Origin of the sequence: Nevskia ramosa DSM 11499, from assembly GCF_000420645.1 — a bacterium.
In the GTDB taxonomy this organism is placed as follows: Bacteria; Pseudomonadota; Gammaproteobacteria; order Nevskiales; family Nevskiaceae; genus Nevskia; species Nevskia ramosa.
Genome location: NZ_ATVI01000006.1, coordinates 464,016 through 488,087, shown reverse-complemented (window position 1 = coordinate 488,087; position 24,072 = coordinate 464,016). Strand labels below are relative to the sequence as shown.

The 24,072-nt window shown below is 62.6% G+C and carries 20 protein-coding genes and 1 tRNA gene; 12 read left to right on the top strand and 9 right to left on the bottom strand.

All coding sequences use genetic code 11. The annotated features are described in order from the left end of the window. Nucleotides 1-48: 48 nt before the first annotated feature. Genes G513_RS0109040 through G513_RS0109030 form a run of 3 tightly spaced genes read left to right on the top strand, consistent with a single transcriptional unit; the run spans nucleotide 49 to nucleotide 4,209 of the window. The gene (locus G513_RS0109040; RefSeq protein ID WP_022976513.1) at nucleotides 49-2,613 is read left to right on the top strand and encodes a ligase-associated DNA damage response DEXH box helicase; all 2,565 of its coding nucleotides are present in this window, start codon (nucleotides 49-51) and stop codon (nucleotides 2,611-2,613) included. Next, the gene (pdeM, locus tag G513_RS25420; protein ID WP_084711423.1) at nucleotides 2,543-3,319 is read left to right on the top strand and encodes a ligase-associated DNA damage response endonuclease PdeM; all 777 of its coding nucleotides are present in this window, start codon (nucleotides 2,543-2,545) and stop codon (nucleotides 3,317-3,319) included. Before G513_RS0109040 ends, pdeM begins: the two co-directional genes overlap by 71 nt. After that, nucleotides 3,307-4,209: a TIGR01777 family oxidoreductase gene (locus tag G513_RS0109030; protein ID WP_022976511.1), complete on the top strand. Its 903-nt coding sequence runs from the start codon at nucleotides 3,307-3,309 to the stop codon at nucleotides 4,207-4,209. Before pdeM ends, G513_RS0109030 begins: the two co-directional genes overlap by 13 nt. Here the strand turns inward: G513_RS0109030 and G513_RS0109025 are convergent. Together G513_RS0109025 and G513_RS26450 are read right to left on the bottom strand one after the other, a co-directional pair. Then, nucleotides 4,186-5,730 (bottom strand): cryptochrome/photolyase family protein, encoded by a 1,545-nt coding sequence (locus G513_RS0109025; protein WP_022976510.1) that lies wholly within the window; start codon nucleotides 5,728-5,730, stop codon nucleotides 4,186-4,188. The genes G513_RS0109030 and G513_RS0109025 overlap by 24 nt on opposite strands. A gap of 27 nt (nucleotides 5,731-5,757) precedes the next feature. Beyond that, nucleotides 5,758-5,964, bottom strand: coding sequence for a DUF2256 domain-containing protein (locus G513_RS26450; RefSeq protein ID WP_084711477.1), 207 nt, complete (start codon nucleotides 5,962-5,964; stop codon nucleotides 5,758-5,760). Between the two features lie 75 nt (nucleotides 5,965-6,039). On the opposite strand from G513_RS26450, the gene G513_RS0109020 reads away from it, so the two are divergent. Then, nucleotides 6,040-6,116 (top strand) — tRNA-Arg (locus tag G513_RS0109020). Nucleotides 6,117-6,522: 406 nt separating this feature from the next. Beyond that, nucleotides 6,523-7,353, top strand: a complete 831-nt coding sequence (locus tag G513_RS26390) for a helix-turn-helix transcriptional regulator (RefSeq protein WP_051144378.1) — start codon at nucleotides 6,523-6,525, stop codon at nucleotides 7,351-7,353. Nucleotides 7,354-7,355: 2 nt separating this feature from the next. On the opposite strand, the gene G513_RS0109005 is transcribed toward G513_RS26390, so the two are convergent. Both G513_RS0109005 and G513_RS0109000 read right to left on the bottom strand, forming a co-directional pair. Beyond that, entirely contained in the window at nucleotides 7,356-8,345 is a 990-nt protein-coding gene (locus G513_RS0109005) for a 2Fe-2S iron-sulfur cluster-binding protein (protein WP_022976508.1), read from the bottom strand. A 3-nt stretch (nucleotides 8,346-8,348) separates the two neighbouring features. Next, nucleotides 8,349-9,305, bottom strand: coding sequence for a LysR family transcriptional regulator (locus G513_RS0109000; protein ID WP_022976507.1), 957 nt, complete (start codon nucleotides 9,303-9,305; stop codon nucleotides 8,349-8,351). Nucleotides 9,306-9,445: 140 nt separating this feature from the next. On the opposite strand from G513_RS0109000, the gene G513_RS25755 reads away from it, so the two are divergent. Together G513_RS25755 and G513_RS0108990 are read left to right on the top strand one after the other, a co-directional pair. Continuing rightward, nucleotides 9,446-9,664, top strand: a complete 219-nt coding sequence (locus G513_RS25755; protein WP_022976506.1) for a hypothetical protein — start codon at nucleotides 9,446-9,448, stop codon at nucleotides 9,662-9,664. Then, nucleotides 9,664-10,698 carry a 2Fe-2S iron-sulfur cluster-binding protein gene (locus G513_RS0108990; protein WP_022976505.1) on the top strand — a complete coding sequence of 345 codons (1,035 nt, stop codon included), beginning with the start codon at nucleotides 9,664-9,666 and terminating at the stop codon, nucleotides 10,696-10,698. The genes G513_RS25755 and G513_RS0108990 overlap by 1 nt, the downstream gene beginning before the upstream one ends. Before the next feature lie 84 nt (nucleotides 10,699-10,782). Here G513_RS0108990 and G513_RS0108985 read toward each other — a convergent pair whose 3' ends face one another. The 5 genes from G513_RS0108985 to G513_RS0108965 form a co-directional block, all read right to left on the bottom strand. Next, nucleotides 10,783-11,772, bottom strand: coding sequence for an aromatic/alkene monooxygenase hydroxylase subunit beta (locus tag G513_RS0108985; RefSeq protein WP_022976504.1), 990 nt, complete (start codon nucleotides 11,770-11,772; stop codon nucleotides 10,783-10,785). Between the two features lie 8 nt (nucleotides 11,773-11,780). Beyond that, nucleotides 11,781-12,101 (bottom strand): MmoB/DmpM family protein, encoded by a 321-nt coding sequence (locus G513_RS0108980; RefSeq protein ID WP_022976503.1) that lies wholly within the window; start codon nucleotides 12,099-12,101, stop codon nucleotides 11,781-11,783. Between the two features lie 8 nt (nucleotides 12,102-12,109). Then, the gene (locus G513_RS0108975) at nucleotides 12,110-12,445 is read right to left on the bottom strand and encodes a monooxygenase system ferredoxin subunit (protein ID WP_022976502.1); all 336 of its coding nucleotides are present in this window, start codon (nucleotides 12,443-12,445) and stop codon (nucleotides 12,110-12,112) included. Between the two features lie 8 nt (nucleotides 12,446-12,453). Beyond that, on the bottom strand, nucleotides 12,454-12,738 hold the full coding sequence (locus G513_RS0108970; RefSeq protein ID WP_022976501.1) for a toluene-4-monooxygenase system B family protein: 285 nt from the start codon (nucleotides 12,736-12,738) through the stop codon (nucleotides 12,454-12,456). Nucleotides 12,739-12,828: 90 nt separating this feature from the next. After that, nucleotides 12,829-14,331, bottom strand: a complete 1,503-nt coding sequence (locus G513_RS0108965; RefSeq protein WP_022976500.1) for an aromatic/alkene/methane monooxygenase hydroxylase/oxygenase subunit alpha — start codon at nucleotides 14,329-14,331, stop codon at nucleotides 12,829-12,831. Between the two features lie 686 nt (nucleotides 14,332-15,017). Here G513_RS0108965 and G513_RS22220 point away from each other — a divergent pair. The 5 genes from G513_RS22220 (at nucleotide 15,018) to G513_RS0108935 (ending at nucleotide 23,916) form a co-directional block, all read left to right on the top strand. Next, nucleotides 15,018-17,501, top strand: coding sequence for an efflux RND transporter permease subunit (locus tag G513_RS22220; protein WP_022976499.1), 2,484 nt, complete (start codon nucleotides 15,018-15,020; stop codon nucleotides 17,499-17,501). A 65-nt stretch (nucleotides 17,502-17,566) separates the two neighbouring features. Next, on the top strand, nucleotides 17,567-18,967 hold the full coding sequence (locus G513_RS0108950; RefSeq protein ID WP_022976498.1) for a DUF1329 domain-containing protein: 1,401 nt from the start codon (nucleotides 17,567-17,569) through the stop codon (nucleotides 18,965-18,967). An 87-nt stretch (nucleotides 18,968-19,054) separates the two neighbouring features. Further along, nucleotides 19,055-20,086: a WD40/YVTN/BNR-like repeat-containing protein gene (locus tag G513_RS0108945; protein WP_022976497.1), complete on the top strand. Its 1,032-nt coding sequence runs from the start codon at nucleotides 19,055-19,057 to the stop codon at nucleotides 20,084-20,086. Nucleotides 20,087-20,271: 185 nt separating this feature from the next. Beyond that, a complete protein-coding gene (locus tag G513_RS0108940; RefSeq protein ID WP_245563093.1) occupies nucleotides 20,272-22,395 on the top strand; it encodes a DUF1302 domain-containing protein in 2,124 nt (707 codons plus the stop codon). Nucleotides 22,396-22,533: 138 nt separating this feature from the next. Beyond that, on the top strand, nucleotides 22,534-23,916 hold the full coding sequence (locus G513_RS0108935; protein ID WP_022976495.1) for a DUF1329 domain-containing protein: 1,383 nt from the start codon (nucleotides 22,534-22,536) through the stop codon (nucleotides 23,914-23,916). Nucleotides 23,917-24,072: the final 156 nt, after the last annotated feature.

The window sequence follows — 24,072 nt, the reverse complement described above, 5'->3', positions numbered from 1 at the left end:
GCAATCCCCCTCGATTTCATTACAGCCGACTCGCCGCCCGATCTCCATATGCCGACGCTTAGCCATATCGAAGCCTGGTACGCGCGTCGCCGCTGGACTGTTTTCGACTTCCAGCGCGCCTGCTGGGCTGCGTATGCGCGGGGCGAATCGGGTCTGATCCACGCGCCCACCGGCACCGGCAAGACGCTCGCCGCCTGGCTCGGGCCGCTGCTTGAAGCCGAGAGCGCCGACGAGCCGATCCGCGTCTTGTGGATCACCCCGATGCGCGCCCTGGCGGCCGATACCGCTGCCAGCCTGCAGGCGGCCTGCAAGGAACTGGACGTGCCCTGGAAGGTGGAATGCCGCACCGGTGACACCAGCGCCGGCGCGCGGGCAAAGCAGCGCAAGCGCTTGCCGCATTGCCTGGTCACCACGCCGGAATCGGCCTCGCTGCTGCTCAGCTACGCCGACCTGATTCCGCAGTGGCGCGGCCTGCGTGCGGTGATCGTCGATGAATGGCACGAGCTGCTGTCGACCAAGCGCGGCGTGCAGACGGAGCTGGTGCTGGCGCGCTTGCGGGCACTATGTGAGTCAGCAACTCCGTCCCCGGTAGGGACGGAGCGGCCGGAGCTTCGGGTCTGGGGGCTGTCGGCGACGCTTGGCAATCTCGATGAAGCGCTTGCTGCGTTGCTCGGCTCATCCAATGCTCTCCCCCCGGGAGAGGGTGGCGCGCAGCGCCGGGTGAGGGCGCGCGGCCAGACCTACGGCGCCGACCTCCCCAAGACCATCGCCATCGAAACCCTGATCCCCGATGCCGTCGATCGCTTCCCCTGGGGCGGGCACATGGGTTTGCCGCTGCTGCCGAAGGTCGCCGAAGTGCTGGATCGTGCCGGCTCGACGCTGGTGTTCACCAACACCCGCGCCCAGGCCGAGCGCTGGTTCGAAGCGATCCAGATGATTCGCCCGGAGCATGCCAGCGCGCTGCATCACGGCTCGATCGACGCCGCGGCGCGCGCTGCCGTCGAGCAGGGCTTGAAGGACGGCAGCCTGCGCGTGGTCGTTGCCACCAGTTCGCTCGATCTCGGCGTCGATTTCTCGCCGGTCGAACAAGTCGTGCAGATCGGCGGCCCGAAGGGCATCGCCCGGCTGCTGCAGCGCGCCGGCCGTTCCGGCCATCAGCCGGGGGTTGCCAGCCGGATCGTCTGCGTGCCGACCAACGCGCTGGAACTCACCGAGTTCGCGGCTGCGCGCGCTGCCGTCGAGCAGCGCCGCATCGAACCGCGTCGGCCGCTGACCAACTGCCTCGATGTCCTCGCCCAGCACGTCGTCACCCTGGCCTTGACCGGCACTCTGACCGCCGCTGCGATCCGCGCCGAAATCGCCACTTCGCACGCTTACGCCACGCTGCCCGATGAGCAATGGCAATGGCTGCTGGATTTCGTGATGCGCGGCGGTGCGCTGCACGCCTATCCGCAATTCCGCAAGGTGATGGCGCGCGAGGATGGCGTGCTGTTCGTCGAGGACGCCACCATCGCCCGCCGCCATCGCATGAGTGTCGGCACCATCACCGCCGATTCGATGATGCGGGTGAAGTTCCTGAGCGGCGCCGGCATCGGCCAGGTCGAAGAGAGCTTCATCGCGCGCTTGAAGCCGGGCGAAAGCTTCCAGTTCGCAGGACGGAAACTGACCCTGGTTCGCGTCAAGGACATGGCCGCCTACGTGAAGGCCGGCGGCAACAGTCAGACGATTCCGCGCTGGGCGGGCGGCAAGATGCCGCTGTCGTCAACCTTGGCGGCGAGCCTCGTCGAACTGCTCGCTGCGGCCGATCCCGGGTCGCCGCCTTCAAACCTTCGTCATTCCCGCGAAGGCGGGAATCCAGTTTTCGCGCCATCGACGGACAGCCCGGAAATGCAGGCACTGGCGCCGCTGCTGGCGATCCAGCGGCAGTGGTCGCAGCTGCCGCGTCCCGGCGTGCTGCTTGCGGAACGCTCGAAATCCCGCGAAGGCGAGCACCTGTTCGTCTATCCGTTCGCCGGCCGCCACGTCCACGAAGGGCTGGCGGCGTTGCTTGCGTGGCGGCTGTCGAAGCAGCAGAAACTCACCGCGACGCTGACGCCGAACGACTACGGCTTCGAACTGCTCGCGGAAACCTTGCCGCCGCTCGATGGCGCAGCGCTGAAGGCGCTGCTGTCGCCCGTCGATCTCGACATCGATCTGCCCGCCAGCCTCAATGCCGCCGAAATGGCGCGGCGTCGCTTCCGCGAAATCGCTCGAGTTTCCGGCCTGGTCTTCGAGGGTTATCCAGGTAACGGCAAGACCGTGAAGCAGGTGCAGGTTTCGTCCGGCCTGCTCTATGACGTGCTCACCAAGTACGACGGCGATAACCTGCTGACCCGCCAGGCGCTCGCCGAAGTGCTCGAACAGCAGCTCGACTATCGGCGGCTGCGGTTGGCTGTCGAAGCCATCGCCACGCATGACGTGATGATCGTCGACACGCCGCGCTTCACGCCGTTCGCGTTCCCGCTGTGGGCCGAACGCATCGGTTCGAGATTGTCGACCGAAGATTGGAAGGACCGCGTGCAGAAGATGGTCGCCACGCTGGAGAAAGCCGCCGCACCCAAGCTGCGGAAATAGACACGCCGAGCACATCGCCATCGACATCCTTGTTGCCAACGAAACGCTTAACGCCTGCGCGGACCGCTCACTGTGGTGGCCGCGCGAGCGCACGCTGATCGTTGCCGACGTGCATCTGGGCAAGGCGGCCGCGTTTCGCCGAGCTGGCGTGGCGGTACCGAGCGGTGCCACCGCCGCCGATCTCGCCAGGCTGGATGTTCTGATTGCCGAACACGCGCCGCAACGGCTGCTGGTGCTCGGCGATCTGTTCCATACCCAGCTCAGTTTCGATGAGCCCGCCGTCGCGGCGATCGATGCTTTCCGCGGCCGGCACGCGCAGCTGCAGATCAGCGTGATCCAGGGCAATCACGATCGCCAGATCGAACGTCTGCCTGCGGCTTGGCGTCTGGAATGGATCAGCGGCGCGCTGCATCAAGCGCCATTCGTGTTCGCCCACGAGCCGGCTGCGGACTCGCGTGGCACCGTGCTGGCCGGCCACATCCATCCGGTAGTCCGGCTGCAATCGCGACGCGATTCGGCACGACTGCCGGTGTTCTGGTTCCGGCATCGGCAGGCGATCGGCGTGCTGCCTGCGTTCGGCAGCTTCACCGGTGGCTATGCAGTGACGCCGTTGAAGGAGGATGCGGTGATCGCCGTCACGCCCGACGGCTTGGTCAGGCTACAGTCCGGCGAACCTTTCGGAACAAAAGCACCATGCACGTCCTGATCACCGGCGGCACCGGTTTCATCGGCCGCGAACTGGCCATCGGCCTGCTGCGAGACGGCCATCAGGTGACCGTGCTGACCCGCGAACCGGATGCCGCCGCCAAGCGGCTTCCCGAGGGAGCCGAAGCGATCGACGATCTCGCCCGCACCGAATCGGTGGATGCCGTGGTCAACCTCGCCGGTGCGAACCTCGGCGGTCAGCGCTGGAACCGGGTGAGCAAGCTCGGCTTCCGCAGCTCGCGCATCGATACCACGCGGCGGCTCATCGACTGGATGAGCGAGCTGGCAGTGAAGCCGAAAGTGCTGGTCTCCGGCTCGGCGATCGGCTGGTACGGCCCGCGCGGCGATGAAAAGCTCAGTGAGGCCGATGCTCCCGGCAGTGACTACTCGGCCCTGCTGTGCAGTGACTGGGAAGCCGAAGCCCTCAGGGCGGAAGCGCTCGGCGTACGCGTCTGCCAGTTGCGCACCGGCATCGTGCTGGGTTCCAAAGGTCCGGCCGGTGGCGGCGCGCTGGCGCAGATGCTGCCGGCCTTCAAGCTCGGCGGCGGCGGCCCGATGGGTTCCGGCCAGCAATGGATGAGCTGGGTGCACCGCGCCGATCTGATCGCGTTGATCCGCTTCCTGATCGAGCACGACAGCGCACAAGGCCCGTTCAACGGCACCGCGCCGGAGCCGGTGCGCAACGGCGAATTCGCGCAGACGCTCGGCCGCGTGCTGCATCGTCCGGCGATCCTGCCGATGCCCGGTTTCATGCTCAAGCTGATCGTCGGCGAGATGGCCGAGATCCTGCTGACCGGCCAGCGGGTGATTCCGCAGGCGGCGCTCGATGCCGGCTTCGTGTTCCGCTTCAGCAGCCTCGAAGCGGCGCTACGCGACGTCCTTGGGCGCTAGCGCTTTTCGTAGCTGCGCAGCCTGAAGACGGATCGCGTCGATCGCTTCGGGTTTCAGCCGATCCAGATTGCGCACCTGCATCACCAGCCGCGGATGGCTGGCGAAACGCTGGCGATGGCGATCGAGAAAATCCCAGTACAGGGTCGTGAACGGGCAGGCTTTCGGGCCGGTGCTGAGCGCTGGATCGTAGCGGCAGCCGGTGCAGTAGTTGCTCATCTTCTGGATGTATTTGCCGCTGGCGATGTAGGGCTTGGAGCCCATCAGGCCACCATCGGCGAACTGGCTCATGCCGATGGTGTTCGGCAGCTCGACCCACTCGACGGCATCGACGTACACGGCCAGATACCACGCGTGGACGGCGCGCGGCTTGACCCCGAACAGCAGCGCGAACAGGCCGGTGATCATCAGCCGCTGGATGTGATGCGCGTAGCCGTGCGCGAGCGTGTCGCGCACCGCCTGATGCAGGCAGTTCATCTCGGTATCGGCGGTCCAGTACAGCGCCGGCAGCGGCTGCTCCGCGCCAAGCGCGTTGTCATCGAGATAGTCCGGCATGTGCCACCAGTAGAGGCCGCGCACGTACTCGCGCCAGCCGATGATCTGGCGCACGAAGCCTTCGACACTTTCGATCGGCGCCTGCTTCGCGTGATACGCCGCGACCGCCGCCGCGATCACCTCGCGCGGGTTCAGCAGCTTCAGATTCATCGCTGCCGACAGCCGCGAGTGATAGAGCAGCGGCTCGCTGTCCCAGACCGCATCCTCGAACGGCCCGAACGCGGCGAGGCGTTGGTCGATGAAGTCCTGCAAAGCGAGCAGCGCATCCGCGCGGGTCACCGGCCAGTCGAAATGTTCCAGCGCGCCGGGATGATCGGCATAGCGCTCGGCGATCATCGCCAGCACCGCGGCAGTGATCGCATCCGGAAGGAACCGGCGCGGCTTCGGCACGAAGCCCGGTCCTTGTTTTCCGAAGGCCTCGCGATTGTCGTGATCGTAGTTCCAGGCGCCGCCTTCGGGCTCGCCATCAGCGTTCATCAGCACGCCGGTGCGCTGCCGAACCGCGCGATAGAAGTGCTCCATGCGCGGCTGTTTGCGGGCGCCCATCCAGTCACGGAACTCGGCGACCGTGGTGATGAAGTGGCGATCGCCGCGGACTTCGAAGCCCAAGCTCGCCGCCGCACAGACCCGCTCGATATCCCGCGCCAGCCGCCATTCGCCGGGTTCGACGACGATCAGATGCCTGGGCTTGAGTGCGGCAATCGACGCCGCCAGTGCTTCGGCCAGCGTCGCGTGCGGATGCTCGGCCGTGGCCAGGTAATCGACCTCCCAGCCGCGTGCCTCGAGCGCAACCCTGAAGTGGCGCATCGCCGAAAGGAAGATCGCGATGCGCGCCTTGTGGCTCCAGGCGTAGGTGGCCTCGGCCGTTGCCTCGCACATCCAGATGCGGTCCTGTGCCGGGTCGTAGCCGTCGAAGGCGGCGGAGTGATCGTCCAGCTGATCGCCAAGGACGACCACGAGATTGCGCATGGGAAGAAGGAGTGTCAGGTCAGAAAATCAGCGCAACGCGGGATCAGCCTTGGCTGGCGAGCTGCGCCGAGCCCGGCAGGCATCCGAGCAATAACGCACCTCGTCCCAGACCTTCTCCCACTTCTTGCGCCACGCAAACGACCGCCCGCAGACCACACAGGTTTTCTCTGGAAGATGGGGCTTTCGATGAATCAAGGGATTGAGCGGCACACAAGGACGCGCGAGTGCCGGCATTGTGCCCGAGCGGTCGTCGCCAACCGCGTCAGTCACTGCTGACTGAGGCCCTGTTTCGATTAGACTACGCATCTCGCGCCCGTAGCTCAGCTGGATAGAGTGCTTCCCTCCGAAGGAAGAAGTCACAAGTTCGAATCTTGTCGGGCGCACCAAAATCAATGACTTAGAGCCCGCTTCGGCCTTGCCGACGCGGGCTTTTTGTTATCTGTGCGTCGCTGGCCTTTAGCGCCAGACCATGAAAAAGCGCTTCGCAGGGTTGTGATCACTGTGCCCGTCGGGTGACTTGCCAGTGCCCTTGCTGAGCCAAGGTTCAAAAGCCTTTGGCTTCTTTTGGTGAGTGGTCTCCGCGCCCGCAATCTTGGCGGCTTCAGACCTCAGTCTGGCCGTGTGCCAGCACAACGCGAAGAGCCCGGCGCGAACCGCTCCTTGGCGAATAAGGTTTATCACCATCACGAAAAGACGATGGCGTACGAATAGTCGAGACTCGCCGTCGACGAGGAGCCATGACGCGCCACGGAGACGCGGCAGGACCCTCGCCGGGATGGAGGAGAGCCGAACATGTACGAATCCAGCAATCTCGAGCTGAGCACGGGTGGCAGGGCAGTGACGGTGGAGATCGTTTCCCGCAGCGAGGACGCGCACCCGCTCGCGCACATCCGGTCGCTCGTCGACGATCTCTGCGATGGCGCCCCGGATGCCGCGGCGCGCCATGCGCCGTTGATCCGTGCCGCTCTGTTACAGGCGCTGTACTCGTTCCCCACGGATGAACAATTGCTGGAGCAGCTGCGCTACAACGCGCTCTATCGCTGGTTTGTCGGCCTGCGCGGCGGTGAATCACTGTGGTGCGAGTCGGATTACGCTGGTGCGCTGGAGGCATTGCGCAGCGACGAGTCGGCCGCCGCACTGTTCCGTCGTGCAGTGAACGAGGCGCGTGCTTATGCGGCCTTGATGCCTGGCAGATTTCGGGTCGACACGGCGCTGATCGAAGCCTGGGCACGAACACCGGCGCCGTCACCCTTGAACGGCACGGACTGGTTCCGTTCCGACGCTGCGCGCACCAGCCGCCTTGATCGCGCTCGTGCCGTGATCCTGCGCAGAGTCGCCGATCCCAAGCTCGATGCCGATGCTGTCGCCGCTGAACTCCACATGTCGCGCCGCGCCTTGTATCTACTTTTCGAGCGCTGTGGCTTGACGCCTGCACGGGCCATCCGCGAAATCCGTCTCGACTGCTGCTTTCGCTTGCTTCGCGATGAGCGCTATTGCCACCGCAAGATCACCGACATTGCGATGGATCATGGATTCAAGCATTTCGCATCATTCTCGCGCCAGTTCAAGATGCGCTACGGCATCTCTCCGAGCGCGGTGTTACCGTCGATCGCGAAGCATTGAATCTAGTTGCCGTAGGGATGGAAGGGGTCGGCGTGGAGATGATCCTCATCGATTCCACGCCGGCGCAGCAGATGTACCGCAGCATCGATCGCGAAGGGCGAGCCGTACAGGTTGGCCTGCCAGTTCTTGAAATGGCTGAAGTCTGCTTCCAGAACTTCGGTCAACAGACCGCGGCGCAAGCCGCGCTTCAGCTGGCCGTAGGCGACGACGAGATGTGAGGCCCTGAGGTTGGGGAGTGCTGCCAGGGCCGCCGCAAGCTCGTCGAGCCCGTAGATGTCTTCGCGCGACATGAAACTGGTGTAGACGTGCACCGGATTCTGCAGGCGCGCCGCGGCGATACCGCGCAGCACAGACAGCAGCGGACCCAGGCCAGTGCCCGCCGAAGCCAGCAGCATCGGGCCTTCCTGTTGTCGACGCAGCCAGGCAACGCCATAGGGCGCGCGCAGGCGCAGCATCGCGCCCGGCTGGAGCCGTTCCGTGATCAGCTGGCTGGCGCTTCCCTGGGGATGGATGCGGATGTGGAAGCGCAGCTCGTCGTCGCCTGGCAATCCAGAGAGCGAATAGGCCCGCGACAATCCACGGCCGAATTCCAGTTCGACAAACTGGCCCGGCGAGAACAGCAGCTTGTCGGCATTGCTGAGGCGCAGCAAGCGAACGTTATGGGTGATCGACTCGATCCCCAGCACCTGAGTGCGTAGTCGTCGAGGCGGATGGATCACGGGCTCGCCGGCATCGGGAATCTCGATGGCGCAGTCTTCCGCTGCCGAGCTCTGACAGGCGAGCAGATAGCGCGTGCGACATCCGAACAAGGGTCGCGGTGGACGACCAGACTCGACTACCGTTCCCCGTAGCAGCTTGCAGCGGCACAGTCCGCAGCGTCCGTCCTCGCAGCTGTAGGAAATCGGCAGCCCCTGAGCGCGCAGCGCGGGCAGCAGGGGTTCTCCCGGCTTGAGGCTCAGTACATGGTTGCCCGGGCGAATGAGGACTTCCATCCGTCAGGTGCTTCCCTGAGCCTGATCGGAGAACAGCTTGAAGATCAGCCGCCGCAGCCACTGGTTGGCGGGATCCCGTTGCAGGCGTGCATTCCAGAAGACGTCGATGGAAATTTCAGGGAGCGCGACTGGATGCGGCGCGTGGCCGATGCCGAACGGGCGCCGCAGCATCTCGGCCAGATTCAGCGGCACGGTCGCCACCAGATCGGTCGCTTCCAGAATGGGGCCAACGGCGTCGAAGTAAGGCACGGTGGTCCGGATACGACGCTCGATGCCTTTGCGCTCCATCAGGCGATCGATGTCGCCATGCCCGGAGCCCTGCGAGACTGCGACATGCTCGCAGGCGATGAAGTCATCGAGGCCGATCGCCGACTTCTTCGACAGCGGATGATCCTGGCGGAAGGCCAGGACGAAGTTCTGCCGGAACAGGCGCTGCCTGAAGAAGTTGCCCTGCAGCTGCGGCATCAGGCCGATCGCGACATCGATCCGGCCGGTTTCCATGTCTTCCTTCAGGCTGGAATTGATACTTCTTGCCACGTTGATCCGCACGCCGGGCGCCTGCTGACAAACCTGCACCAGCAGCGAGGGCAAGAAGAACATCTCTCCGAGATCGATCAGTCCGAGCACGAAATCCCGATGCGCAGTCGCCGGATCGAAATGAACTTGATGGTTGACGACCGAACGGATCGCGTCGATCGCGTAGGCGATGGGTTCGGCGATCTGCTCCGCCAGCGGTGTCGGCAGCATGCCTTGCGCAGTGCGCTGGAACAGCTCGTCTCCCAGCAGGCCACGCAATCGCTTCAAGGCATTGCTGACTGCCGGCTGCGACACGCCCAGTGATTGCGCCGCGCTCGACACACGGCGCTCGATCATCAGCTGATGGAAGACGCGAAGCAGCTTGAGATCCAGATCATTCAGGTTCATCAGATGCTCGGTGGTCGGGCCCGCGCTCGTTCCCATTCGCGAATCCGGGCCCGGCGTCTGTCTTCTCTTGTGGACGAGCAGATATCAAGCACCTTTGCGATAGTGGCCAGCGGTCATCTCCGCTCCGCCACGCGCTGTAGTTTCCTTCACTACCGAGCCGCCGTGCATTCACCGCGATGATGACTTCCATCATCTCCGGCTTATTGAAGCTTGCACTGCATTTGTCGATGCTGTCGGCATTCAAGATGAAGCATGAAGGAGCGTATGAACAGGAACGAGATGCGCTGCGACGCGAAGCTGGAACCGGATCTGGCGCAATGATGATGCGTATCAAGCTGCCCGGCTGTGCTCGGCCTCGTGCCGCTGGCGCCATCGGGCAAGGAAGGGTGCGCTGATGTCTGCGGAAGGTGGTGCCGCAGGCTATAGCATTCGTCTCACTGACGGTGGCCCGGAGTTCGCATGCATGCCAGGCGACACCGTGCTGCGCGCTGCGCTACGCAGCGGCATCGGCTTGCCGTACGAGTGTGGCTCTGGCGGCTGCGGCACTTGCCGTGTGCAGCTCAAGAGCGGCGAGCTCGAAGATCTGTGGCCCGATGCGCCAGGTCTGACGGCACGCAGTCGTGATCGCGGTTTTCGGCTGGCTTGCCAGTCGCGGCCTCACTCTGACTGCACGATCACCGTGCGTGTACCGCTCAAGCTTGGCCTGGAACAGCGGCCGCGGCGGCGCTCTGCGGTGCTGGTTTCAAAGATCGCCATGACCCACGACATCACCGAGTTCACATTCAAGACGGCCGATCCCGCGGAGTTTCTGCCCGGACAGTTCGCCTTGCTGAGCCTGCCGGGTGTGACCGGTGACCGTGCCTATTCGATGTCGAACCTGCCGAACGAGCAGGGCTCGTGGAGTTTCGTGATCAAGCGCATGACCGAAGGCGCTGGTGGCCGCGCGCTGTTCGACAGCATGAGCGTCGATGACCAGATCATGCTCGATGGCCCTTACGGCTTGGCGCATTTACGCGCGGACAGCACGCGCGACATCGTCTGCATTGCCGGTGGCTCCGGGTTGTCACCGATGCTGTCGATTCTCTCGGCCGCATCGCGCTCCGGGCCTCGTGAACGCAAACTCGATTTCTTCTATGGCGGCCGTCGTCCTGCTGACCTTTGCGCGTCGACGATGATCGAGCGCGATGCGCTGCTGCGTAAGCGCGTTTCGTGCTTCAGTTCGATTTCTGATTCGACCTACGCGGAGCCTTGGGGTGGCGCACGCGGCTTCGTCCACGAGGTCGCTCGCAGAAGTCTCGAAGCAGGCAGTGACCCGACGAGCAAGGACTACTATTTCTGCGGTCCGCCGGCGATGACCGATGCCGTGCAGCGCATGCTGCTCGATCTGAAGGTTCCGGTTTCGCAGATGTTCTACGACCGATTCGTCTGATCCTGCGCTGAGTGGTCAAGGCTTCAGGCTTTCAGTACGAGTGAAGCCCGGCCTGCTCCTTGTGGCAGCAGGCCGGGCTCCGATTCAGATTCCCAGCGATTGCCGGAACTTCTCCGCAGCTTCTTTCGCGTTGCTGGCTGCTTCCGGTGACTCTGTCAGAGCGGCGCAGTAAGCATCGACTGCGGCATCGGCGAGCGGCGTCCATTTCGCGACCCAGCCACGGATCACGTCGCCATTGCCTTCGGTCCCCAGCGCCATCTTGACCAGCGCTGTTGCCCAGCGGCGGTGACGTGCGGCATCGATCAGTTGCGCGTCGGCCAGCAGGCTCAGCGTCAGATCGCCATGGTGCCGTCCGGCGTTGCCGAGCTGGCGCAGCACACATTCCTCGATCGCCGGCTTGGCAACCAGGTTCAATGCCGTGAAGCATTCCGCCCAGTCGTAGGCGACGAGCAGTTTTTCCATCAACTCGCGGATTCCCTGCCAGGCCGGGTCCTGCTCCCAGTACGTCCGTTCGTTGATGCAGAAACCCTTGTCCGGGAAGGTGGCCTGAAGTTCCTTGGTGCGGTAGGCGGTGTGGCTCAGCCACCGGAACGCATCCATGCCCTGGAAAGTGGCGACGTTGCTGATCGTGCTTGCTGGTGCCATCTGCGCCAGGTAGGCGGAGGCCATCTGGATGGTGTGGAACAGATAGCGCGCAGGCGTGTATAGCCGTGCGAGCGTGCCGGCCCAGAGCGGGCTGAGCGCCTTGTCGTGCTCGCGCTCGTTGAACTGATCGAACAGACCATGGACATAGGTCTCCTGGCCGTCCTGCAGCAGGCAATAGGTGCGATAGATCAACTCGTCCGGATCGCGGAAAGCATTCCAGTCGGCATGCTTCAGCGGGCTGCCATTGCGGTGCTGGACATACCAGCGGTTCATGAACAGATTGGTATCCAGTTCGTACGGCGCGGCCGAACCCGGGCGATCGTTGTAATGCAGCGACACCGAGACGATTTCGTACTCGCTCGGTTTGCGCCGCCTTGCAGCCAGATGGCTCCAGGTTTTCAGCGGCTTGAGAATTTCGACTTCGCTCATGACAGCTCCTAGAAGGTTTTTTCGAAATAGAAACGAATCTGCTCGGCACCATTCTCGATGCGGCCCGAGAAAGAGCTCAGCTCCACTTCCAGTTCGTTCATCTGGAATGATTTTCCGAGCATTTCTTCGATGGTCGTGCGGCGCAGGATCATCTCGCCCTCGGTCGAGATGCGCACGTAGGCGACCTTGTCATCGATGGTGATGGTCTTGTCCGGGTTATCGACTTCAGCGGCTTCGGCAACGGCCTTGGCCAACGCTCCCTGACGCAGCACGGGCCCGACCCGGTTGTTGAGATGTGCGTTCGCAATATCGTTTCTGGTGCCGTTCATCAGCTTCCTCAGGTCGCGGAAAACAGAGGCTTGATGCCCTCTATCTGCACCAGTACATCGCCGTTTTCGACCTTGATCGGATAACGGGCGAGCTGGGTGTGGTCGGGATTAAGGCCTTTGCCGGAGTTGGCGCAGAAGCTCCATTGGTGGGCGCGACAGATGACGGTCTTGCCGTCGAACTTGCCTTCGATCAGCGGAATGTCCTGATGCGGGCAGGCGCCCTGGAAGGCGCAGGGTTCGCCGCCTTCGGGCCAGACCACGAGCACTTCCTCGCCGTCGACATCGAAGGCTTCCATCTCGCCTTCCCAGAGGTCGTCGAGCTTGCAGACTTTGTGGAACGTCATGACCGTTCTCAGTGGCGCGGGTCGCGGACGCTGCCGGCCGAGCCTTCCCAGTAGATCTCGACGCATTCCATCGGGCGCAGACCGGCATCGCCGACCTTGAGGTCTCGCGGAAACGCTTCGTCCGTGCCCTGACGGCGCACGCGCAGCACGCCCGGCCGTGGTTTCACCCGGCGTCCGACCGAGTGCACGGCAGCAGCGGCGGCGACTTCATCCATGCTGTTGTCAGTATCGACCGCGACCAGCTGGAGGACGAAGTCTTCCTGGAAGTTCGAAGTCAGTGGAAATAGAGCCATCGGTCTCTTGTCCCTGTAGGGTTCGTTATGTCGTGTTTGCAAGGACCGCAAGCCTTCCGCCTGCGGTCCTCGTCCTCGATGCGCGCCTGCTCAGCTCGCCTTCTTCATCCGTTCGGCGCGAACTTCCTCGAGCCAGGCGAACTTGAGGGCGTCATCGCCCATTTCGCCGGGCGCCAGACCCATATACTTCACCGCGCCGCCGAGATCCGGCGGCTGAATCTGGCCGGCAAGGAAGCGGTCGACCAGCGACAGGTGATCCTGGTAACGGGTCGGCTCCTGTTCGAAGCACCAGCGGCAGCCTTCCGAGCAGAAGTGATAGTCGCGGCTCTCATAAGTGAGCGGGAAGTCGCGCATCTTCCAGGCCGCGCCCGGCGTGAAATTGATCGGCAGCTGGCACATGTTGCAGACCACCGGCAGCGTCACCGGCAGCGTCTGCTCCATCTTGTTGTCCAGCGCGTTGTCGGTGATGACATCCCAGCACTGACCCCAGGTCGCGTTCCAGCCCGGATACTTCTCTTCCAGCCACTCGCGTTCTGCGGGGGCGACGCCGGCCGCCGGATTCCACCAGACGGTCGGACGCCAGAACCAGACGCCAAGATGCATGCCGTGATGCTGTTCGTCGATCTCGTGCAGGAAGTCGTCCCAGAACCAGGGCTTGTCGAGGCCCAGTTCAAGCAGCGAGCGCTCGAACTGCACCACGATCCACTCCTGCATGAACTCCTTGAACGATTGCTTCCGGTGCTCGAGCGGCGTGTAGTAATCCATCACCGGGCCGGTGAGGATCGAGAACAGCTTCCAGGCGCGCCAGATGGAAATGTCCACCAGCTTCTGCGCTTCAGCCTTCTTGCCGTTCTTGACCAGGATCTGTACCAGCGGAGCGCCGATCTGCGCGTGGCGCGATTCATCGGTCTGGATGCTCGAAATCAGGCTGGAGAAGGTCCAGTCTCCGGCTTCGGCCGCGTCAGCTGCGAGGCCGAGGAACTGCATGTTGGTGAAGCCGGACTCGAAGGCGAAGGTCAGCGTCAGCGCCACGCCGACGGCACCGCGGGTGACCATCACGTCGTCGAAGAAGTGGCGCGCGGCGATCATTGCCCATTCGTTGGTGTCGTAGGCCTTGAAGGCCCAGTCGAACTGACGGTCCTTGGACACGTACTGATGCGGGAAGAACAGCTGCAACTGGCTGTGGCGGATCTCGTCCATCATGCCGAAGGTCGCCATGTTGCGCATGCCCGGCGCGCGGCCGAAGCGGACCATGCGTGCCTCGGCGCTCGACGCCGAGTACTCGCCGCGGGCAATGGCCCCGAAGTGCAGCTTGAGCACCGACAACCAGCCCGGCGACGCATTCTCGAACATCTTGCTGCGCTCCAGCGCAGCCTTGACCGAGTAGGCACCCGCATCCTTCTCGCGCTGCACCTTCACGTATTCCGGATACGTGGTCTTGTACGGCTCGTCGTAGGTCTCGAACACTTCGGCCGGCAGGCCGAACGCACTCGAAAGCTCTTCGGGAAACAACTCGCTCTCCGCGACGTACGTGGGCGTCCAGTTCGTGTTGCGCGCGATGTCATACCAGTCGAGACGATTCAAAACGGCCATGGGCTTGCTCCTCGGTGCTCTTTGGAATTCTGTTGCCCCGCACGCCGTTGGCGAAAACGCGGAGCAGCAGCCAGATCGATTGTTGAGCGATGAGTATTTGCACGCAGCCGCCGAGCCGGCAACCGTCTTTGCAGCGATGTGCACGCGATAACAGCCACATTGCACTCTGAGTCATGCGCGCACTTCTGCGATGGCGTCTTAATCATCCGTGCTTGGTTGTGGCCGGTCTTGCCATGGGGGAGCGCCTGTTGGCGCGTCGAGATGACGGCGCCTCGCTCAGGCTGACGCTCGTGTTTGGCTGCCCTGCTTCCTGGTCGTAGAGCGCCTTCCAAATGGAGTGTCCCGCGGCAGTTTGCGCCTGAATGCAGGACGGGCCGGCCCAGGCCGCCAAGGTCCGCGTCAGCAGCAGGCAGAACGTTGTGCACTCGGGGACAGCGAAATTGCACAAGCCGTCAAGCGTCGCCGAACCACCTCCGAATACTCTAATCCTCACGAAGGCCGCAATTGAAGGGCCACGCACAGAAGAGCCGGATCGGGAATTCGGCCCGATCATTATTAGGAGGCGTCATGTTGAATCCGCTCGTCGGCAGCAGTCCGGTAATTGTGATGTGCGTCGGTGAAAATTCCCCCGCGACCGCAGTCCAGTGCCTTGTCTGCTCACGCAAGAACGAGGTCGTCTGCCGCTAATGGATAATTTCCGCTTCCGGTTGGCTGCATGGATCGTTGGTCGGCGCAAGAGCGTCGGCATCTTCTTCATTCTGGTCACGCTGGCCTTTGCCGCCGGCTTGCCGAGGCTGGACATCCGGACGATCTTCGCCGATCTGCTGCCGGCCGATGATCCCTTCGTGCAGACGTATCACGATCACCCGAATTTCGGCGATCCGCTGACCGTCACGATCATGCTGAAGCGGACCGACGGCCAGAAGATCTACAACGCCGACACGCTGCAAAAGGTCTGGACGTTGACCCGTGACGTCGATCTGATTCCCGGCATCGATCACGACCGCATCCTGTCGATCACGACCGAGAAGGCGACTTATGCCGAGGCGACCGCCGACGGCATCCAGATGCAGCCGCTGATGGGCAACGAGGTGCCGACAGATGCCAAGGACCTCGCGGATCTCGAACGCAAGGTCGAGCGTTCGCCGGTGGCCCGCGCCTTTCTCGTATCAGCCGACCAGACGGCGACCTTGCTGCGTCTGTCGTTTCGTGAAGACGACCAGCTCGACTATGCCAAGGTATTCGCGTCGATCGGTGACCTGACGCGTGCCGCGACCGACGACAAGCATGCCTTCAGCATCGTCGGCCAGCCAATCCTGACCGGCTGGGTCTACAAGCTGCAGAAGCAGACCTACATGATCTTCGGCGTGACGCTGACCTTGCTGGTCCTGGCGCTCGCTTTCTACATGCGCAATGTCACCGGCATCGTCGTGCCGATTGTCTGCAGCTTCGTCGCGGCGATCTGGGGCTTCGGCATGGTCGGCTGGCTGCGTTCGCCGATCGAACCGCTGCTGATGGTGGTGCCGCTGCTGCTGGTCGCGCGGTCCTTCTCGCACTGCATCCAGTACACCGAACGCTACTACGAGATCTACGCGCACGTGCGCAATCGAGTGAAGGCCTCGGAGATGACGCTGGCCGTGATGATGGCGCCGAGCGTGCTCGGCATCATGACCGACGTGATCGCGATCTTCGTGATCGGCGTGGCGCCGATTCCCGCGATGCGCCGCTTCGCGCTGTTCTGCGGCATGTGGGCGGTCTACCTGATCCCGACCGGCGTCATGCTGATCGCGATCCTGCTGTCCTATCTGCCGGCGCCGAAGAACATCGACGCCATCGTTGGCGGAGCGCCAAAGAAGGGCATCCACAGGTTGCAGGAGGTCCTGCTGCTGGGAATGGCCAAGCTTACTTATGGCAACAGGGCTCAGATCACCCTGATCGTGCTCACCGCAGTCACCACGGCCGCGATCGTGCTGGCGGGCCGGATTGCGATCGGCAATCCTGTCGAGGGCAGCAATCTGCTGTGGGCGAAGTCGGAATTCAACACCGCGGTCCGCCAGATCAACGACCATTTTCCAGGCGTGAACTCCCTGGAGATCATCCTCGAGTCGAAAGATCCTGAAAATGCCCAGGTCCGCGCAGCCCGCACTCTGGAGGCCTATCAGCTCTCGAAATCGATCCAGAGAGCGGCCGAGAGCGGTCCATTCCCGGCTCGCGCAACGCGCTCGTTCTCCGATGTCGTCGACGAGGGCAATCGTCTGTACTCGGGCGGCTATCCGGGCTGGCTGCCGGTCGATCCCAGCGACAAGTCAGTCGGTGCGGCTGCCACGGCGGTGGCCTTCGGTCAGAACCCGCTGAACTTCGCCGACATGACCGACTTCCATTACCAGCATTCGACGGTCTCGCTGTTCTATCGCGACAACAAGCAGGCCACGGTCGACGGCGCACTGGAAACGGCGCGCAAGGCTGTCGCGGCGGTGGGAGTCGAGCACGAGCACATCCGTGTCCGTCTCGCGTCCGGAACAATCGCGTTGCAGCAGGCGATGAATAGTGTCGTCGAGCGCTATCACTGGATTCTGGTCGGCCTGTGCTGCGCGGCGATCTTTCTCATTGCGACCTATGCCTACCGCTCTGCAGTCGCCGCGATCATCCTGCTGGTGCCGACGCTGTTGGCGAACTTCTATCTGCTGGCAACGATGCATCTGATGGGCATCGGCCTGGACATCAACTCGGTGCTGGTGACCGTGCTCGGTGTCGGTGTCGGTATCGACTACGGCATCTACCTGCTGTCGCGTATCTGCGAGGAGTATCACGCGCAGGGCCAGGACTGGGACAAGGCGATCACCGTTTCGATGACGACGACCGGCAAGGCGATCATGTTCACCGCCTCGATCATGCTGGTTGGCATCCTGCCCTGGTACTTCCTCTCGGACCTCAAGTTCATGGCCGACATGGGGCTGCTGCTGGCCGCGATCATGCTGATCAACATGGTGCTCGCACTGATCATGCTGCCGCTGCTGGTCTGGCTGATCAAACCGAAATTCGCAACTCGCACCGATCTGATGATTGGCGAGGGTATCGATCTCTCCAAGTATGTAGCAGAGAGCAGTGGGGATTCATTGCACCCTATGGACGCAGGCAAAGACGGTTCCGCCCTGCTAGCCAACAAGTAAAAGAGGGGCACCGGTTTATCGTCCCCGGGCATCGATCGGACGCTTACTAGTGATGAGGAAATGACATGTTCAGAATCAGAAAGTACGACGTAGATTACGGTCGCCGGAAGATGATGCAGTCTGTGGCTTACGGACTCGGTTCCGGCGTGCTGATGCCGCTCGACCAGGCCTACGCGAAGGACATCAACGACATCAGCAAGGCTTATCCGGATGAGCTGCTGTCGATCGAGACCCAGAGCAAGGGCAAGGTCAAGGTCGGCGACTACATCACCAAGGACAACGTCGAGCACGTCAAGCACCTGCTGGATCCGGGCGCCTACGAGCAGATCACCGGTGTGGAAGGCCGCAAGATCCGGATCAAGGCACCGACCTTGAATCCTCGCGATCTGGACAACGGCGACTACTACGAAGCGACCATTGCCGACATCAAGTCCGGTCACAAGGCCAAGTGGGATGCCGACGGCAATGCCGTGGACGAAAACGGCAAGCGCTGGCAGGGCGGTCTGCCCTTCGTCAATCCGACGGAAGCCAAGCAGGTCTGGTGCAACATGGCCATGAACATCGGCCGGAACGACGCCGCTGCTTACGTGGTCGAGCAGAAGGACATCGGCGTCAGCGGCAAGCTCGAGTACCACTACAACTTCCAGTGGGTCGAGGTGAACAGCACCGGCCGTGCCGATCGCAAGGTCTTCAAGGGGCTGGAGAATGAGCTGCGTCGTCAGGCCGTGTTCTTTGCCGCCTCGCCAGACGTCCGCGGTACTTCGTTCCTGAGCGTCTGGGATTACGATGCGCGCAAGATTCCAGAGCTGTATGGCTATCTGCCGGAGTTCCGCCGGGTACGTCAGTTCCCGTCGAATCAACGCTTCGAGCCGCTTGTTCCCGGCGCCGTGTGGTTCCTCAGCGATCCCTGGGCTGCCGGCGATCCCTTCCTGACCTGGGGCAATCACAAGATCGAGGCGCGCAAGCCAATGCTCGGCCCATGGTCTTCCGAGTTCGCGACCCACGACGCCAACTGGGAGCCGCCGCGCCAGAAGGACAACCCGAAGTTCTTCGACATTGCCTACGAGATGGCGCCGGAAGTCATCGTCACCAGCTGCGAGCCAACTGGCTATCCGCGTTCGCCGGTGTCCAAGCGCGTGGCCTATGTCGATGCGCGCAACAGCATCGCTTCCAGCAACATTCGCTACGACCGTCAGGGCAAGCTCTGGTCGAATTTCGAAATGGCGCATGGCCAGCTCAAGGGCGGTGGTTCGGACGGCAAGCGCGTCATCGTTGGCCGCGATGGCAAGACTCCGCAGTTCACCTGGACCTACGTGCATATCTACGATTTCCAGAATCGCCGCATGTCGCTGTGCAACCACAGCAAGGGCGCCGCGGGTGTCGAAGCACGCTTCCAGGCCGATCCGGAATGGCTTTACAACACCTACTGCACCGCACAGGCGCTGCAGTCTCTGGGCCGTGCGTAATCACGCGGCACTGAAGTAGTCCTCTTTGTGGCGGCCGCCAGTCCGCGGCCGCCACATCTCCATTCGATTTCTCTGTCGGCTCCTGCCATGAACGTATACGCACGCCCGTTGTCAGCAATATTCCTGGTACTTATGGCCGTGGCGGGTAGTTTCGCGGTGGCTGCCGATGGCCGCGGAAGCCGCGCGCTGAACCAGTTGACACCTCACGATCGTCTCTACTCAGTCGCCTTCAGTGGCGACTTCGGCGAAGCGGTAGGCGACGGTGGTCTCGTACTCGAAACCACCGACGGCGGCAAAACCTGGGCGCGCGACAAGAATCCGCCAACCAATCTGTCTTTGCTCAGCGTTGCCATCGCGGGTTCGCGTTCGATCGCGGTCGGGCAGCAGGGTCTGATTCTGATCCGTGATCAAGGCAAACCCTGGCGCAAGATCGAGCCGGTCACGGATCGTCGTCTGCTGCGAGTCAGCCTCAACAAGAATGGCCTTGCGGTGGCCGCTGGTGCTTTCGGTACCTTGCTCAAGTCGACCGACGGCGGAGAGACCTGGGCCGATCTGAAGCCGGATTGGGCGACGCTCTACCAGACGGGCGTCACCGGAGCCTTCGAAGCGATCCGCGACGAGCCGACCATCTATGCCGCCAATGTCTTCGATGATGGCGCCATCGTGATTGGCGGCGAATTCGGCCAGCTGAATCGCTCGACCGATGGCGGCGTGACTTGGGCACCGGTGTTTCAGGTGCCGGCGGCGGTGCAGGGTTCGATTCCGCCGACGATCTTCGGCATGCATTTTCGCGACGACGGCGTCGGCTATGCGGCCGGTCAGACGGGCTTGATCGTCACCAGCACGGACAGCGGCAAGACCTGGACCCAGCTCGCCACCAATTCGGAGGCCAGCCTGTTCGCCATCGAGACGACGCAGGATGGTCATGTGGTCGTCGTCGGCATGCGCAGCGGCCTGGTCAGTGCTGACGCTGGCAAGACCTGGCAGCCGCTCAAGGCCCTGGATCTGAGCCTCAACTGGTACTGCGGCCTCAGCCGTGGCGCAAGCACGCCGGATGGTTCGGTGATTGCCGTGGGTCACAGCGGCCGGGTGCTCGAACTGGCAACCGGCGGCAATTGATTCAGAGCAGGAAGAACGCACGCAAGGGATAGAAATCAGCAAGCGCCATTGGCCACAACGGCCGGGCTTTTGAACTGGCAGCAAGCGGCAACTGATTGCAACAAACAAACGACAAGTACTGGGGGAGCAGAAAAATGGATTCAGCTCAGCGTGCACGCCGACTCATTTGTGCCGGCATAGCAATGATGGCCGCATCGACAACGGTGTGGGCCGATGATGGCGACTCAAGTGGATTTCTATCCAATCTCTGGGGGCGCACGACGTTCAACGGCCTGTTGCGCAATGACACCGGGTTCAGGACGACGGGCTTCCAGAACTACAATAACCAAGGCAATGCGCCTTTCCAGCACGTCGATGTGCCGCGGCAGGCTTATGTGCCGCCAGCGTTGAGCAGTCAATTGCTGGGTATCCAGCTGCTGCCACAGGCGACCAACTGGAATGTTCCCATTCCGAACTCTGCCGGGCTGATCCATACCAACGATACCGTACGTCGCGACAACTTCGTGCCGGGTAGTGATCCGTACCTCAACTATCAGGAGTACCGCGCTTCGGGCGAAATGAATGTGTCGTTCACGGACAGCTTCCGGCTGAACATTCAGGCGCGCGCAATCTTCGATCCGGGTATCTACAACAGCTTCGATGCGAAGGACGTTGCCAATATCCAGGGCGGCATCGATGGCGGCGGTGGCAACCGCTATGCCGACACCGGCAAGGCGCAGTATTTCCAGTCCCTGGGACGCAACGGGGGCAAGCTGAATCCGACGGAATTCGCCGGGCGTCAGTACCTGATCGATTTTCCGACCGCGCTCCTCGAATACAAGAGCGGCGCCTACAACATTCGTTTCGGCATGCAGCAGATCGCCTGGGGACAGGCAATCTTCTTCCAGTCTTTCGATGTGCCGGATGGTCTCGATTTCCGTCGGCACCTGGTGCTTGATCGGGCAATCGAGGAATTCTCGGACAAGCGCGTTCCGGCCCTGGCGCTTCGCGGCACGATCCAGGCGTCAGACGCGATCATCGTCGACGGCTACGTGCAGAAGTTCCAGCCCTCGGTCCTGCCGAATCCGAACACGCCTTACAACGTCATTCCGTCGCAGTTCTACAAGCCGCTGGATAACTATTTCACTGGCGACAACGACACCCGGCTGAGCTACGGCATCCGCATGAAGGCCGACTACGGCAACTGGGGTTACTCGGCGCTCGCAGGCAGCCGCATCAATCCGCTCGGCGTTTTCAGCTGGGCAGAGAGCGGTATCAACAAGGGCCTGACGGGAACCAATCCAGACGGAAGCCGGTACGGCAACTTGCTCGGTGCTGCCGTCGAAACGGCTTACGCCGCCAAGCTCGGTCCGGACAGCCCGCTCTGCGCCGGCAATCTCTACAACCCGACGACCTGCCGCTTGTACAGCAACCTGGGTGAAGCGCTGTCGCACACTCCGTTCACCGTCGGACCGGCTGGCGTCTACAGCAACAAGGAGTACTTCGGAGCCGCGGGCAGTGTGCGTCTCGATGCCACGAAGACTGTGAATACGGCCATCGACGAGTTCGCCGCGCTGCGGGACGTCTATGCGTCACATGTCGACGACAACCGGGAGGCGAGCAATCTGCTGAATACGTTCTTCCTCGCTTCCGACGGCAGCCTCCGCGGCAACGTGCAGCGCGACTACTTCCGCGAGGAAGTGTTCGGTCTGGGTGGCAGTTATGTGATCGAGACCGAGAACGCCGCCTCGTTCTGGAACCAGTTCATCGTCAACGTCGAAGCCCAGTACACGCCGAATCGGCGCTTGACGGATACCGGCCTTGGTCGCGGCGGAGACAAGACCGACGAGTACATCATCACGGTGGTCGGCGAGCGCTGGTATCGCTTCACCCCGGCATTCCCGGCGGCCTATCTTGCCTTCGAGTATCAGCACCGCAGCGCCACCGATATCGTCGGTCTGAATCTGAAGGGCTATGGCGGCAACAGCGGCACCTTTGGCGTGAGTGATCCGGTCGGTCTTCAGGGCAACGACTACTCGGGTCTCAGGAGTCCGAAAGGACTTACCGATGTCGGAGCCAATTACCTGGTGTTCGCCGGCTTCCTGCCCGCCCCGAACCGCAAATTCGTGCTGGAGTGGGCCTTCCTGTACGACGTGCAGGGCGGTCTGCTGGCGCAGCCACTCCTGAAGTGGAATCCGGGAAACAACATCAGCGTCGATTTCTTCTACAACTACGTGAACGGCCATCTGTACGGCAACCCGACCAACAACGTGGTCCGTGCAATCAGCTTCGCCGACGAAGCCAATATTCGCATCGGCTATCAGTTCTAGTCCTTCAGATCTTCACGGATACAAGTCAAGCGCAAGACGTCCGCACGCCGAGAACTGGATCTCGGAACTTTTGCCGGCGGTGCTCATCACGCCGCCGGCTACCTTTATCTGTCAGGACGACCGGCGAGCCCCTGGAACATGCGGATCACGCGATACGACGGTGGCTACAGCCGCCGCAAATTTCTTGCCGATGCGAGCAGAGGCGCGCTTGCGACGGGTGTGCTGATGCCGCTCTCGCAGGCCATTGCGCAGCATGGCGACATCAGCAAGGCCTATCCCGACGAGTTGCTGTCGATCGAGGGCTACACCAAGGGTCGGATCAAGACCGGTGACGAGATCACCGCCGCCAATGTGGAACTGGTCAAGGATCTGATCGAGCCGATCCGCTACGAGCAGATCCTCAAACAGGGCCGCAGGCTCAGGGTCGTCAAGACGACGACGGATATCATGCGGACCTCGCCGTGGGAGTATCTCGAGGCGACGCTGCGCAATGCCGGCAAGGCCAAGTTCGATGCCCGCGGCAACGTCGTCAATTCCGCGGACGGCAAACCCTGGATCGGCGGCAATCCCTTTCCCGACCCCAAGACTGCCGAGGAGTTGTTTGCCGCGCAGACACTCAGCTGGGGCCGTCATGATGGGTCGTTCTACGCCATCAAGATCAAGAACGTCGGCGCCGATGGCAAAGTCGGCTTCGAATACGAATGCGGCTGGGCCGAGCTGTCGGCGGTGTCCCGCGTCAGCATGGAGCCCAAGCCGTACTGGCCGGAGCATCTCGACAAGCTGCGTTATCAGTCGGTGTTCTTCACCAAGCCAGGCGTCTATCGCGGCACGTCCTTCCTGAATATCTGGGATTACGACCAGAGCACGTTTCCGGTGCTCTACGGCTATGTCCCCGAGTTCCGGCGCATCCGCCAGTTTCCGACCAATCAGCGCTTCGAGCCGCTGGTGCCGGGGCTGACCCTGTTCCTCTCCGATGTCTGGGGCGCAGGCGACCCGATGTACACCTGGGGCAACTACAAGATCGTCCACCGCGGGCCGTTTCTCGGCGGTGTATCCGGCGGCTGGAACGCCGATCATCCGAACTGGGAGCACAAGACCCACGGCGGACCGAAGGATCTCTCGTTCTGGAATACCGATGTGGAGTTGGTGCCGGAAATCGTTGTGGTCGAAGCCGAACCGACCAAGTTTCCGCGCGCGCCGGTATCCAAGAAGCGGGTCTGGTTCGATGCGCGCAACCAGACCTTCGCCGGCATGACCACTTACGACCGCAATGGTCTGCCCTATCGCTCGTTCGATGGCTGCTATGGGCTCTACGAGTCCGGCGAGAAGAAAGTGATGGATGGCAAGCATCCGTACTGGAGCTGGGGCCACCTGACCTGTTCGGATATCCAGACTGGCGCCATCACCCGCCTGGAACAAGTGAAGGCAATAGATGGCATTCATCAGAGCGGGGCGAACGATCCGAGGATGTACGACCGCTACCTGACCCAAGGGGCCCTGATCGGGCTCGGCTCAAGCTGAGGGGATCGACGCTGCACCTCTGTCCGCGGGTCTTGCCGTTATCCGGGAAACATCGAGGCCGCGCCATCAAACGAGTTGGCGCATCGCGTATTGCAGATTCCTGTCCCTGGGTGTCTCTGACGGACCTGAGTGCCCGTCTGGTGTTTTGACCGCCAG

Bases quoted from the DNA above. Each gene is read 5' to 3' on its own strand.
- G513_RS0109040 (WP_022976513.1), top strand. From the start codon at position 49: ATGCCGACGCTTAGCCATATCGAAGCCTGGTACGCGCGTCGCCGCTGG.
- G513_RS0109030 (WP_022976511.1), top strand. From the start codon at position 3,307: ATGCACGTCCTGATCACCGGCGGCACCGGTTTCATCGGCCGCGAACTG.
- G513_RS0109025 (WP_022976510.1), bottom strand. From the start codon at position 5,730: ATGCGCAATCTCGTGGTCGTCCTTGGCGATCAGCTGGACGATCACTCC.
- G513_RS26450 (WP_084711477.1), bottom strand. From the start codon at position 5,964: ATGCCGGCACTCGCGCGTCCTTGTGTGCCGCTCAATCCCTTGATTCAT.
- G513_RS26390 (WP_051144378.1), top strand. From the start codon at position 6,523: ATGTACGAATCCAGCAATCTCGAGCTGAGCACGGGTGGCAGGGCAGTG.
- G513_RS0109005 (WP_022976508.1), bottom strand. From the start codon at position 8,345: ATGGAAGTCCTCATTCGCCCGGGCAACCATGTACTGAGCCTCAAGCCG.
- G513_RS0109000 (WP_022976507.1), bottom strand. From the start codon at position 9,305: ATGGGAACGAGCGCGGGCCCGACCACCGAGCATCTGATGAACCTGAAT.
- G513_RS25755 (WP_022976506.1), top strand. From the start codon at position 9,446: ATGATGACTTCCATCATCTCCGGCTTATTGAAGCTTGCACTGCATTTG.
- G513_RS0108990 (WP_022976505.1), top strand. From the start codon at position 9,664: ATGTCTGCGGAAGGTGGTGCCGCAGGCTATAGCATTCGTCTCACTGAC.
- G513_RS0108985 (WP_022976504.1), bottom strand. From the start codon at position 11,772: ATGAGCGAAGTCGAAATTCTCAAGCCGCTGAAAACCTGGAGCCATCTG.
- G513_RS0108980 (WP_022976503.1), bottom strand. From the start codon at position 12,101: ATGAACGGCACCAGAAACGATATTGCGAACGCACATCTCAACAACCGG.
- G513_RS0108975 (WP_022976502.1), bottom strand. From the start codon at position 12,445: ATGACGTTCCACAAAGTCTGCAAGCTCGACGACCTCTGGGAAGGCGAG.
- G513_RS0108970 (WP_022976501.1), bottom strand. From the start codon at position 12,738: ATGGCTCTATTTCCACTGACTTCGAACTTCCAGGAAGACTTCGTCCTC.
- G513_RS0108965 (WP_022976500.1), bottom strand. From the start codon at position 14,331: ATGGCCGTTTTGAATCGTCTCGACTGGTATGACATCGCGCGCAACACG.
- G513_RS22220 (WP_022976499.1), top strand. From the start codon at position 15,018: ATGGATAATTTCCGCTTCCGGTTGGCTGCATGGATCGTTGGTCGGCGC.
- G513_RS0108950 (WP_022976498.1), top strand. From the start codon at position 17,567: ATGTTCAGAATCAGAAAGTACGACGTAGATTACGGTCGCCGGAAGATG.
- G513_RS0108945 (WP_022976497.1), top strand. From the start codon at position 19,055: ATGAACGTATACGCACGCCCGTTGTCAGCAATATTCCTGGTACTTATG.
- G513_RS0108940 (WP_245563093.1), top strand. From the start codon at position 20,272: ATGGCCGCATCGACAACGGTGTGGGCCGATGATGGCGACTCAAGTGGA.
- G513_RS0108935 (WP_022976495.1), top strand. From the start codon at position 22,534: ATGCGGATCACGCGATACGACGGTGGCTACAGCCGCCGCAAATTTCTT.